This window comes from Belliella aquatica (assembly GCF_014637795.1).
Taxonomy (GTDB): domain Bacteria; phylum Bacteroidota; class Bacteroidia; order Cytophagales; family Cyclobacteriaceae; genus Belliella; species Belliella aquatica.
The window spans coordinates 296,805-310,045 of record NZ_BMFD01000005.1 but is presented as its reverse complement, the minus strand read 5'-3'; the positions used below and the strand labels follow the sequence as shown (position 1 = coordinate 310,045).

General features: G+C 37.2%; 9 protein-coding genes. 5 read left to right on the top strand and 4 right to left on the bottom strand.

Annotation, left to right across the window (positions count from 1 at the left end; all coding sequences use genetic code 11):
- Positions 1 to 5: 5 nt before the first annotated feature.
- Together IEV57_RS09685 and IEV57_RS09680 are read right to left on the bottom strand one after the other, a co-directional pair.
- Positions 6 to 251, bottom strand: coding sequence for a VF530 family protein (locus IEV57_RS09685; RefSeq protein ID WP_188442144.1), 246 nt, complete (start codon positions 249 to 251; stop codon positions 6 to 8).
- Between the two features lie 469 nt (positions 252 to 720).
- On the bottom strand, positions 721 to 2,121 hold the full coding sequence (locus tag IEV57_RS09680; RefSeq protein WP_188442142.1) for an MBL fold metallo-hydrolase RNA specificity domain-containing protein: 1,401 nt from the start codon (positions 2,119 to 2,121) through the stop codon (positions 721 to 723).
- Positions 2,122 to 2,468: 347 nt separating this feature from the next.
- Between IEV57_RS09680 and IEV57_RS09675 the strand changes: the two genes are divergently transcribed.
- The 3 genes from IEV57_RS09675 (at position 2,469) to IEV57_RS09665 (ending at position 4,357) form a co-directional block, all read left to right on the top strand.
- Complete coding sequence (locus IEV57_RS09675; protein ID WP_188442140.1) at positions 2,469 to 2,711, top strand: hypothetical protein; 243 nt, start codon at positions 2,469 to 2,471, stop codon at positions 2,709 to 2,711.
- 145 nt (positions 2,712 to 2,856) lie between these two features.
- Positions 2,857 to 3,969 carry a hypothetical protein gene (locus tag IEV57_RS09670; protein ID WP_194383024.1) on the top strand — a complete coding sequence of 371 codons (1,113 nt, stop codon included), beginning with the start codon at positions 2,857 to 2,859 and terminating at the stop codon, positions 3,967 to 3,969.
- Positions 3,970 to 4,030: 61 nt separating this feature from the next.
- On the top strand, positions 4,031 to 4,357 hold the full coding sequence (locus IEV57_RS09665) for a hypothetical protein (protein WP_194383023.1): 327 nt from the start codon (positions 4,031 to 4,033) through the stop codon (positions 4,355 to 4,357).
- Positions 4,358 to 4,443: 86 nt separating this feature from the next.
- Here IEV57_RS09665 and IEV57_RS09660 read toward each other — a convergent pair whose 3' ends face one another.
- Positions 4,444 to 6,357, bottom strand: coding sequence for a PspC domain-containing protein (locus IEV57_RS09660; RefSeq protein WP_188442133.1), 1,914 nt, complete (start codon positions 6,355 to 6,357; stop codon positions 4,444 to 4,446).
- Positions 6,358 to 6,360: 3 nt separating this feature from the next.
- Positions 6,361 to 6,690: a PadR family transcriptional regulator gene (locus tag IEV57_RS09655; RefSeq protein WP_188442131.1), complete on the bottom strand. Its 330-nt coding sequence runs from the start codon at positions 6,688 to 6,690 to the stop codon at positions 6,361 to 6,363.
- 403 nt (positions 6,691 to 7,093) lie between these two features.
- Between IEV57_RS09655 and IEV57_RS09650 the strand changes: the two genes are divergently transcribed.
- On the top strand, positions 7,094 to 8,206 hold the full coding sequence (locus IEV57_RS09650) for a putative type IX sorting system protein PorV2 (RefSeq protein ID WP_188442129.1): 1,113 nt from the start codon (positions 7,094 to 7,096) through the stop codon (positions 8,204 to 8,206).
- A 6-nt stretch (positions 8,207 to 8,212) separates the two neighbouring features.
- A complete protein-coding gene (gene porU2 / locus IEV57_RS09645; protein ID WP_188442127.1) occupies positions 8,213 to 13,240 on the top strand; it encodes a putative type IX secretion system sortase PorU2 in 5,028 nt (1,675 codons plus the stop codon).
- Position 13,241: the final 1 nt, after the last annotated feature.

Genomic DNA, 13,241 nt, shown 5'->3' with positions numbered 1-13,241 from the left:
TTTAATTAACCTTCTCTTTCTTTGGTGCGGATGTACAGGTCTTCAACCTTTTTTCTCGCCCAATCGGTCTTTCGAAGGAATTTCAAACTTGAATTGAGTGATGGATTATTGTTGAAACTATTGATATTGATCTTGGCGCCAAGGCTATTCCAGCCATAGTGATTCACCAAATATTCCAGCATATCAATCAGCCTCACTCCATGCAGTGGATTATTGACCTGACCTGATTCTTCTTTATTATTCTCATTCATGCTTCAAATTTAAATTAAAAAACGATGATTCTGCAAAAAAGAGACACAAGACCTAAGATACTAGACGCTAGACCTGGTATTTCTGAGTATGCCGGTATTTGACTAATTAATGCTTAACCCTTTATTAGAACACAGATGACGTTGATTGAGCTGATTGTTACGGATGATGCTGATTATATAATTGATTTTTCACCACTAGGGACACGAAGGTTTTCACAAGGAGCACAAGGACAATAAACTGAGAACACTGATGAAGTTAGATTTGGTCATTCTTGCGTATGCAGGTTTATCCCTTAAACTTGAAAATCTCTAATCTTTTAACTGCGTAACTGATGCTCCTCCTCAAATAAGTATGGAATCAAATAACCAGTTAATCCCATTAAACTTCATAACCTTTTCACCCTTTCCAAATACCATCTCACTCTGCTCAACTTTCTAACTTTCCAACCTTCGAACTTTCTAACCTCCCTCAAATCCCATCAAAAAGCTCAAAACTCTCTAAATATTCAGGAATCGTTGCATCCCAATCCAGTTCATTTTTTAATTTATTTTGAAGCGCTATTCTTGCTTCATCTTCACCATGGACAAGGAAGGTGATTTTTGGACTGGAAGTAAACCCCTCTGCCCAATCAATCAACTCTTCTTGATCTGCATGTGCAGAAAGCCCTTCTATGTAGGCAATTTTAGCTTTTACGGGAACACTTAATCCATACATTTGAACACTTTCTTCTCCATCGATCAATCTTCTTCCTCTTGTTCCCATCGCTTGATATCCCACAAAAATTATGGTATCCTGCTCGTTTGGAAGGCGGTTATAAAGGTGATGCATCACACGCCCTCCTGTTGCCATACCGCTTGCAGAAATGATAATGGCATCGCCACGAACGGCATTGAGAGACATAGAAGCCTCTTGAGATTGATAATAATGTAAGTTTTTGTGTTGAAATGGATTATGACCTTCTTCTTCGAAAACTGGCTTCAATCTATGGTATTCGTTGAATGACTTATAAAGCTTGGTCACGTCAATGGCCATTGGACTATCCACATAAATCGGAATATTTGGGATCTTTCCTTTTTGCTGAAGTCTGTGCAAATAAAAAAGTATCAACTGTGTTCTTCCCACTGCAAATGCAGGAATTACTGCAACTCCTCCTCTTCGATAAGCCTCTCGAATCGCTAAACCAAGTTCATTTTCAGGATTTTTGATTTTGGATACCCGATCACCATAAGTTGATTCTAGAAAGAGAATGTCTGCAAATGGAAGTCTTGCGGGTGGATTCAGAATAGGATCATGATACCTTCCCAAATCTCCTGAGAAGACAATTTTTTTGACCTGATTTTCGCCTTTTACTTTCAGTTTGAGAATTGCTGCACCTAGAATATGGCCTGCATTAAAAAATTTAAAATCAAATTCAGGTATCAGCGAAATTTCTTCTTCAAAATCTACTCCATGAAGTAAAGGGAATACTTTTTCAGCGTCTTCAACAGTGTAGAGTGCTTCTGGCTTTTCGTGTTTGGAGTAACCCTTTTTTTGCGCATAGGCGGCTTCCTCTTCTTGTAACTTCCCTGAATCTAAAAGCAGAATTTTCACCAATTCCAAAGTTGGATTGGTGCAGTAAATAGGTCCTTTGAAACCAGATTTGACTAATTTGGGAAGGTAGCCTGTATGGTCAATATGCGCATGGGTCAAGATCACCAAGTTGATGTCAGAGGGCTGTATAGGAAATTCTTCCCAGTTTCTCAATCTATAATCTTTGAGCCCTTGGAACATGCCGCAATCTACAAGAACCTTATAATTGTTGATTTCCAAAAGGTATCTTGAGCCGGTTACTGTTCCAGCTCCACCTAAAAACTTAACTTTTACCTTCATGATGATTTGTTTGATGCTTATTACCTAAAGATAAGGTAAAATAGGTAGAATGGTGTATAATTTTTTTAACCCAAATGATCTCTTTTATTAGAAGTAAATCTTAAGCCCATAAGGAACTTATTTACACATTATTTCAATTGAAGTCCCACTATTTCCACACTAAATATCAATTTGTTTTATCTCAAACATCTTTAAATCAACCCGATATTTTCAAACTAAGTAAAAAATATTTGACTAAAAACTTGCTTCTTTCTTTCTTTCTTTCTTTCTTTATTTCTTGCATTAAACTTCTTAGTGGCCACTTTTAAGTTTTTAATTATTTCTAATCATTTAAATTTTATCTTATTATGAAAAAGATGGTTTCTTTATTTGTTTGTGTTTTAATGTTTTGTTTTTCATTTATATCAGCACAAACCGTTGATGATGATGCATGTCCCCCAATAGTTCAAGGTGCTATAGGACAAGTCGGTACCTGTATTGTATTTCAGCTTGAAATACCACCAGGGAACCCTGTGGGTGATCCAGATAAAAGTTGTGATGTAATGGAAGAAATGATTCCGAATTGCATCAGACCAATTAACGTAGAATAATCTTTAAATTTTGTCTCCATGTTTGAATCAATAAAACATGGAGACTTTTTATTTCAATTTATTTATGAAAACAAAGTTGATATTTAGTATTGTTTTAATTCTATTCTTTTCAGTTAGTTGTAATAGAGACAATTTTGATGATAAAATGGAAATTTACGATAACAAAGTTGGTGAGGTGATATTGAAATTAGATTCACTTACTCCAAGTTATATGCATCATTTTCAGATTGTCAATGAAGGAAATAATAAGTTGCTTTATGCATTATCACCACTAAAGAACCGGTTTTTAGTTTATGATTTGAATTCTGGTGAATTCATAAAATCTTTTGTTTACGAATCAACAGATAAACAAAAAATTAGTATAGGGAAATATCGAAATGGATTCTTTTACCATTCGAAAGATTCAATTTTTTTAGTTTCTTTATCTCATCAAATTTTTTTAGGAAAGGAAAATGGTGACCTCCTTGAAATTTTTAATGTTCCAAAAATGTATAGAGATCAGCAGGGGGTATGGCCATTTGCAAATCCTAATTCAAAACCTATTTTTTATAATGACTCTATACTATCATTGGGCGGAGTTAATGAAAATGCTAAGAGTTTGTATGAAGAAGGTCTGCATACAGATTTTAATATAATCCTTAATGAGGATTTAAATAAAATGAAAAATCTAACAAATTATTTAGACACTAAATTTCCCAAAGGCAGTTATGTAGAAGGTAACTATTACACCCCACAAAGGAAGCACCCCGCAAGATATTTTTCAAAAGCTGAAAACTTGGTTTATTATAGTTTTATTCATTCTGATTCACTTTACTCAAAAGAAATATCAACTGGCAAAATGAAATCTTTTTTTACTCAAATTAAGCATATGGAGCCATTCATAAATATTCAATCAGTGAATGAACTTCAGGAGGTACTTTCTTCATCAATAGGGCAAAGGGAATACAATGCAAAACAAGGAAGGTATAGCACGGTAGCAGTAAATGAGAAGAAAGATCTGATTATTCGAGTGGCTTATCTTGGGATTAAGGATTTTAATATAGAGCTGTATACTGATGGTTTCTACAAGAATTTAAATTATGGTATTATATTTATTGATAGAAAAAGTCATCGTCAGCTCAAAACGATCTACCTTCAAAATATCGATGATACCAGTATTTTATTTGACGATGATTATTTCTATGTTTATTGTTTTGACAGCCAAAAAGAAGAAAATAAACTAGTATTTGATAAATATGCGTATCCAGAGTTTGATTAAATCTTTGTTACTGCTCTTATTGACTTTTTCGTCTTGTTCAAAAGAAGATAAAAGTATAGAAATGCTAAACAGTGATTATATTTTGGTTATCCCTCAAAATGGTTGCCCTGGATGCATTGATAAAGGTATTGAGTTTGCGCAGGGATATGTGGATAAGGCATGCCTAACAATTGTGCTATCTAAAATTTCAAATCTAAGGAATCTAAAAATTAAGTTTGGGTATAATAATATTGTTTCTTCAAATGTCTATTTGGATACTTTAGGAAGATTTCATAATCAGATTGAAGGTTATCCAAAATTTTATTATGGAAATGAAATCATAGAATTAGATAATTCAAGCCTAGAGAAATATAAAGATCTTGAAAAAATTTTGGCAGATTGTATGTAGAAAATTTCTATAGTTTAAAGAATTAGAACTAGAATTAAGCCTCCCCTGTGTCAAGCTAAATACACAGTGGAGGCTTAACCTTTGTTTTATTGTTTCATAAAATAAGCCTCACTAAACTTTACTCTTGATAATGAATCAGCTTCACTTTTCTTGTGTTCTGAGCGACAAGTGAGACAAAGCAATCCATCATCATTGAATACCCAGTGATTGTCAGAGTTGACATCTCTAATTTTGTAACCATTCTTGGTCAGGGTACTTCTGATGATCGGCAAGATAGATTTGTCCATGACGAACACTTGTTCGTAAGGCAGCTCAAGAATAAGATCAAGTTCCTGTACCCTAAATTTATTGATGCCACTCAAATCTACTGCTCTACTCAATTCGAGTACACTATCGGTCAAGCTGTATTCATAAGGAATAGACTGCGCATTGAGCATGGCATCATTATAATTTTTTCCTCGGGCTCTGAATTCTTTGATCAAAGTAGGTGATCCCACATCAACTCCTTTAATTTCCAAAGAAATTTGCTCTTTGAATGCTGCTCTTCCTCTTTCTGTATCTGTTTTGATGACCAAAACGCGATCATTAAGATTCAATTCTTCTGAAGTAGTATGCGTGACATTTGTGTTGAATTCATTGACTACACTTGGGATTTGGAAAGCACAAACTCCTATGCTAAGTAACCAAATTCCAAAAGTGATCAATCCCATTCTGGCTTCAATGATACTTCTTTTGACCCACACACTGATCGCAAGTGTAATTAGGACCAATCCAGGGATTAAGATCACTAGGGATGCAGCGATAGCAAGCCAGTCAGTGACGATATCCGTTATCCAAGTTGTAGGAAGATGAAGAGATCCCCATACGAATAGCTCCTCTTGTGGTACGATATTGAAATACAATGCCAAAGCAGCAATTGGAATGATGGTGATAGCTAAACCGATCAAGAAGATGATCAATCCAAAGAGTACACGGATGATTGCTAGAAGTACATTTCCGATAGGGCCGAGAGCTGTCCCAATTCCATTGATGATCATTCCTAAAACGCGAAATGGCGCCATGATCAATTTTCTAGCTGTACTTTCTTCTTTGTTATCTACAGGCCTTAGGTTTTCTTGAATTGTCAACTCAATATTATCCAAAGTAATAGCACCACCTTTCATCTGTATTCTTTCTGTAATCGATCTTGCAGAAGGTGTAATGATCCATAAGATGAGGTAGATCACCAATCCTGAGCCTCCGGCAAAAATCAATGCGATAAAAATCAGTCGAGCCCAAAGGACTTCTATTCCAAAGTACGCGGCGATTCCACTGGCTACGCCACCAAGTGTTCTGTCATCAGGATTTCTATATAGTTTTTTGACATTCTTGTCTTCAGGGTTGTCATAAGAAACAGGTAGTATTACCCACAAAACGATGTAAGCAACGAGTGCAAATAAACCGATTGAAAGACTGAAACTAGCATTCCACGGCATCCAATTGAAGCTTCCGAATTTCAGGTTGCCACTGAAAAGCAAAAGAATAGCAATCAACCTTGTCCAAAGTGGATCGATGGAAAAGTAATTGGCAAAACCTGCACAGACTCCTCCGAGGATTTTGCTGCGTTCCATTCTAGTGATTTTCTTGTAGCCTTTTGAGCCATTTTCTCCAGGAGGGGTGATGTATTTGTAGAAATCATTTTCCTCTGATACGTTTTCTTCAGCAGTTTTATCAGAATTGGATTCTTCGATTTCCTCCATAGCTTTGAAATCAGCAATGGTGCCCATCTTCTCGATGAGATTATCAACATTCTCAGCAGTGATTACTTGCTTGTTGTTTTTAAGATTGCTTAGAAATATCTCAGCTATTCTATTTTCTATATCGGATATGATTTCCTGATTGTCTTCGTAATGGGAGAAATGCTTATTGATTGCATCAAGGTATTTCTTCAATACGGCGTATCCATCTTCTTCTATGTGGAATAAAATGCCACTGATATTGATACTTATAGTCTTTTTCATGTCTTAGCGCTTTGAGGTGATTAATTGGGTAGATTGGACTAAGGAATCCCATGTTTTGTCTAAAATCTGGAGAAATTCTGTTCCATCTTCTGTAATGGAGTAGTACTTCCTTGGTGGACCAGAATCAGATTCTACCCATTTGTAAGATACCAAAGAGGCAGTTTTCAATCTATTCAACAGCGGATAAAGTGTACCCTCAACCACGATCATCTTGGCTTCTGTCAATTCATCGATCATGTCTGAGGCATAGACTTCTCCCCGAGCAATGATATGCAAAATGCAAAACTCCAGAAGGCCTTTTCGCATTTGTATTTGGGTGTTTGAAGCAGTCATCTTTTTCTATTTATTTTTCTTTTTGAATGGTGGAAAGATTACTTGATTTTTCGTCTTATCTCACAATCTCACAAAGACTTTAAAAGAAAAATTATACCAAAGTTAAAGAAGCTACCTTGCTATACCAGTTTCTTGGTTATCCTTCAGGAAAAAATTTCACAAAAAGTGAAAAAATATTTGAAAATTTTATTTGGGGTGACATTTTGATGTTTTTGGTTCAAAGAGATTTTTTTTGAAGGTGAGTTACAAGTAAGGGTTTAGCAAATGGATGTGTCATTGAAGCGAACAATTTTACGATCGAATTCGGACAGTATTTTCTGGAAATTCAAGCGTTAATTTTTTGAAAATAAGCCAAATACTCTATTTTTTCTTTTTACTTTGCATTTGCATTTAACAATAGTACATGGGGATTTTTAAATATTTTGTGGGCTTTTTGATGGTCTTTAGTCTGGCACAAGCCAAGGCGCAAAGCGTTGTTCCCAAATATTCCAATGAATTCATGAATATCGGCATCGGAGCAAGAGCTCTTTCTATGGGAGGCGCGCAGGTTTCTTCTGTTCGAGATGTGACCGCTGCGTATTGGAATCCTGCGGGATTGATAGGTGTGAAACACGAGTATGAATTTTCACTGATGCATGCCGAATATTTTGCTGGGATAGCAAAGTTCGACTATGCAGGTTTCACAACGAACATAGAAGAAGATAATCAGATAGCCATTTCATTGATTAGGTTTGGCGTGGATGATATTCCGGATACACGATTTCTTTATGATGCCAACGGGGCTTTGAATTACAATAACATTCAATTTTTCAATGCAGCAGATTATGCTTTACTCTTGTCATTTGCCAGAGATGTGAGCGACGTGTTCAAGTTTGGGGTCAACACAAAAATTATTCATAGAAATGTAGGGAAATTTGCAAAAGCTTGGGGTTTTGGATTGGACTTAGGAGGCATTGTTCTCTTGGATGAATGGAGATTGGGATTTATGCTTCGTGATGTCACTTCTACTTTCAATGCATGGTCACACAATGCAGACATGGTAAGAGAAGTCTATTCCCAAACCAATAATGAAGTACCAGTCAATTCTATAGAATTGACTTTGCCAAGAGCAATATTCAGTGTAACGCGAGATTTTGAAGTTAATGATGAAATCAAGCTTCAAGGTGTATTTGATCTTGATTTTACTTTTGATGGAAGGAGAAATACGATCTTGGCAACAAACTTAGTCAGTGTAGATCCAAGATTAGGTCTAGAAGCCTCTTACAGAAATTTAGTTTATCTAAGAGCAGGTGGGAGCAATGTGCAAAGAATAAGAGATTTTGATGCTGAAACATCATTTGTATGGAAGCCTAGTTTTGGATTAGGCTTATTTCTCAACGAGAAATTTCATATTGACTACGCTTTATCTGATATTGGAGGAGTCTCTCAGACTCCATACTCTCATGTATTTAGTGTAAAAGTGAGTTTGAATGATCTTGATGATAAATTTAGGTTGAACAAGGGATGGAATGATTGATAGGATATGAAGACAAAAGTTGTTTATACGTTTTTATGTTTATTGATAGCAGCGAGTTTGTCAGCACAGACGAATTGGATCAATTACGACAACACCTACTATCGAATTCCGACCGCTGAGGACGGAATTCACAGACTTACTTTTACCACGCTATCAGCTTCTGGGATCAATACAAGCGGACTTGATCCACGAGATATTAGACTTTATCACCGAGGTGAAGAGGTGGCGATTCATATTCAAGGAGAAAATGATGGACGCTTTGATCAAAATGATTTTTTAGAATTCTATGGAAAAAGAAATGATGGATCTTTAGATCGAAAACTGCATAAAGACCCTTCTCACGTAGGGAATATTATGTACAATACGCACAATGACTCCACTGCCTTCTTTTTTACTGTCACACCAGGGATTCGAGGAAAAAGAATGTCCATAAGACAAGCAGTCGAGAGTTCATTACCAAAAGCCACTTATTATCATACAGAGGAACTTGAAATTTATTCTGATCAATATAATCTTGGTCGAACATATTTCCCAAGTACTAGGCTTTCAGAGTTCGAAGAAGGTCAAGGCTGGATGTCAGCTCCAGTAGTCAAAGGAACTCCAAGAAGTATTATTTTCAGTTCTCTTGGACAGGTTCCTGCTGGCCTTACTGCGAAATTAGAAATAGGTTTAACAGGAAGATCTGAAACGCCCCATTTGACGATTGTTCGAGCTGGAGCTAATTCGGCAAGCTTAAGAGATGTGGGTACCTATGAATATAAAAACTTTGAAGCCATAAATGTTGAAATCCCATTAATTTCCTCTGACTTCAATTCTGATGGAAGTATCACTGTACAGGTAGTTTCAAGCGGAGCATCCAATCCTGATAATACTTCGATTGCCTACATTCGATTGACCCATCCAAAATCAATTGAAAATAGAGATGTTTCAAAAGAAATTATCATTACGGAAGCTGGAGATGCACAGATTGAGATGACTAATGTAATCTCAGATTATATAGCACATGACATTTCAGATCCAATCAATCCTGTAAGAATTCCTGTTTCCCGAACAGGGAGTGTAATCCATTTCAGGTCAGGAATTGCGGGAGCGTCAAGTAAAATTTCTTTAGAAAATCAACTAAATGTAAATGTCATCAATGTGATGAAACCTGTTCGTTTCAGGAACCTTCTTGCCCAATCTGCTGACTACATCATTGTCTCGAATAGGACTTTAAGGAGACCATCTGCGAGTTACGGTGATCCCGTTCAGGCATATGCTGCTCATAGAGCATCTGTTGCAGGTGGAGGTTATGATACTTTGGTTGTGAATATTGATGAATTGTACGATCAATTTACTTTTGGAGAACAAACTCCTTTGGCGATATATGAATTTTTGAGAGCATATTATCCGCTACATAAGCCGGACTTTATGTTTTTGATTGGGAGATCTACGGGGATTTTCAGCACGGCCAGAGAAGGAGGGATTAATTATTTCTACAGAAAAAGACCATCAGCTTTCCAGTTTCAGGATATGGTCCCACCAGCTGGATACCCTTATGCAGACAATAACTTCTCTATTGGTTTGGATCCATTGAATCCATTTGTATCATCAGTGGCGATTGGGCGAATTCCAGCTAGAACACCAAACCATGTCGCTGATTACCTGGACAAAGCCAAAGAAAAGGATGCAGTGGGTGTTTCAGAACCTTGGCAAAAGGAAATTGTCCATCTAAGTGGAGGGGTTACAGCTTTTGAACTTGATAGGTATTTCAATTTTTTGAATGGATTCAAGAATATTGCAGAAGGGCCTTATTTGGGTGGGAATGTAACTACCTATAGAAAGCGTTCGAATTCAACAATTGAGCTGATTGATATATCTGGCGATGTAAATCGAGGGACGAGTTTGATTACTTTCTTCGGACATGGTGCGCCGACCATTATTGATATTGAAATAGGCTTTGCCTCAGATCCAACTTTGGGTTACAATAACCAAGGCAAATATCCGATGTTACTTCTCAATGGTTGTGATGCAGGAAATGCTTTTGGAAATGCTTTTACTTTTGGAGAAGATTGGGTATTGACTCCAAATCGGGGAAGTACAAATTTTATGGCCCATGCCAATATTGGGGTTGATATTTATTTAAGAAGGTATAGTGAGTCTTTTTATGCAAAGGCATTTTCAGATTCATCTATGATCCATCAGCCTATTGGGACAATTAGAAAAGAGACGGAGAAATTCTTCTATTTAAGATATGGCACTTCTGAAGTCAACCGTGCTCACGCAGAGCAATTGGTGATGTTGGGAGATCCGGCTATCCGCTTGTTTCCTGCAAATAGGGCAGATTACTCATTGAACAATGAAGAGGTCACGCTTGGTAGTTTTGATAATGAACCCTTCAATGCACTTTCAGATTCTTTGCAGCTTGCTGTAGTTTTAAGAAATCTTGGAAGAGTGGATTTCGACTCTATTGATTTTAGAGTTTCTCGACGACTTCCAGATGGAACGAATATCCAATATGACTCAAAGATGTTGCCTCCTGTGTACAGAAGAGATACCATCTATTTCACAGTTCCCAACACGGGAGTTCAGGCTTTCGGAGACAACTTATTCACTATTGAAGTGAACCGATCTCGAGCAGTCGAGGAGTTAACCTATGCCAATAACATCATTACGACGACTCAATTTATCCCATTAAGTGGAACACTCAATATATTACCATATAATTTTGGCTTGGTCAATGAAAGAAATATTGAACTCATCACGCAGATTCCGGGGAAGTCGGTAGAAGAAAGAACGCTGATTATTCAATTGGATACAGCAGCTGATTTTACCTCAGCAAGAAGAAGAGAAAAGAGAGTGACTACAGCCAATATTTCAAGATGGGACATTGATCTTTTTGAAAATATTGTAGCTAAAGATTCCCTGACTTTTTATTGGAGATCGAAGTTTCTCAATCCCAGACAAGGAGAAAGTGACGAGTGGATTGCATCAAGTTTTTCATATATCCAAAATGGACCTGAGGGCTGGACTCAGCGAGTAATGCCCCAATTAGAAAGAAATAATCTTTCAAACCTTGAAGTTGATCCCACTCGAAGAATATGGAAATTCGAAGATACCCGATTGAATTTTGGAGTATTCACTTTTGGGATAGAGGCAGACAGTTTGACATTTAGAAACACGCAATTCTACCTCGATGGAGTACCTCAGATTATCGATAATGTAAATAATGCCAATAGCAGACTCTGTCCAAATGGATCTTTAGGATTGGTAGCTTTTGAGCAGCGATCTCTGACACCCTATTTAGTCATTCCTATACCAGGTTTTGATATTTTGGATGGGAGAAGTTGTGGACGTGTTCCACAGGTTATTCAAAGTATCCGAAATGCCTGGCTTGCAGATCCAAATCAGCGTATTCTGATAGATTATATTGACGGATTAGCTGAAGGTGATTATGTGACGATTTTTTCCGTGGGTAATGTGAATTATGAGCAGTGGCAGGATTTTGTTTTTGAAAAACTAAAGGAAGTTGGAGCGAATGAAGCCACACTCAGAAATCTAAAAAATGGTGAACCATATATTCTCCATGGGAGAAAAGGGATGCGACCAGGTGAAGCAATTGAAATCGTTGCAAAAACTAATTTGGAAGCAGAACCGAATCAGCAGATTGTAGAGTTTGAAACTGATGTAACGGGCTATTTCACTTCGGGAAGTATCATTACGCCTAGAATTGGCCCTGCTTCAGAGTGGAAAAGATATTTCAATGAAGTGAAATTCAGGGATTGGATAGATGAAGATTTGACGAATTTCGATGTCATCGGAATTGCTGAAAATGGGGAAGAATCCCTACTCTTCCACAATGTCCAAGACGGTCAGCTTGACTTGAACTTTATCAATCCCGTACAATTCCCTTATTTGCGTCTGCGCTATGCGATGAATGATGACTCCGCAACTGCTCCTGCCCAATTGGCCAAATGGCAAGTCAACTATACTGGAGTGCCAGAAGGAGTTTTGATTTTCAAAGGAAAAGAGCCGAAAAAGACGTTGCAAGAAGGAGAGGATTCAAGCTTGAAATTTGAGTTTCTCAATGTTTCAAAATACGACTATTTGGATTCGATTACTGTACAGTGGGCATTTAACAATACTTCTCAGAGGAAAATTGAAAGGTTTGAGAAGAAGATTCCAGCTATCAAAGCAGGAGAAAGTTATGAATTTGACATAGAATTCCGATCCGCAGGTAGAGGAGGCAATATAGGAGTGGAGGTTTTTGCCAATCCTCGAATTATCATGGAGCAGACTTTTAGAAACAACCTGATTGATCTTGTGGATTATTTTAATGTGATTCCAGACAACACCAATGCAATTTTGGACGTGAGTTTTGATGGTACCTATATCATGGATGGCGACATTGTCTCGCCGACTGTTTTGATCAATACTTTGCTCAAAAATGAAAAGACGCTTTTGCTCAAAAAGGATACCCTGGGTTTAGAACTTTTCCTCAAAAAGCAATGCGATGGTTGTCAATTTGAGAGGATGAATTTTTCTAATCCAAAAATCTCTTGGTCTCCAGCAACAGAAAATAGCAGCTTTAGAATTGAGCTTTTGCCGGGTCCTTTGGAAGATGGGATGTATACCTTTAGAGTGGCAACAGAGGAATTAGGCGTAGACAAGCCTTATGAAGTGAACTTCGAGGTGATCAATGAATCTACGATTACGAATTTCTACCCATACCCAAATCCATTTAGTACAAGTACTCGATTTGTGTTTACAGTGACAGGTTCAGAAGTTCCTGATCAAATCAAAATTCAGATAATGACTGTGACGGGTAGAGTTGTAAGGGAAATCTTGCAAGACGAACTTGGTCCAATCCGAATCGGAAACAACATCTCTGATTTTGCTTGGGATGGAAGAGATGAATTTGGTGATCAGCTTGCAAATGGAGTATATATCTATAGAGTTTTGGTTAGAAAAGACGGTCAATTTGTAGAGCCGAGAGCCACAGCCGGAGATAAGGGTTTCAAGCAAGGTTATGGAAAAATGTATTTGCTGAGGTGAT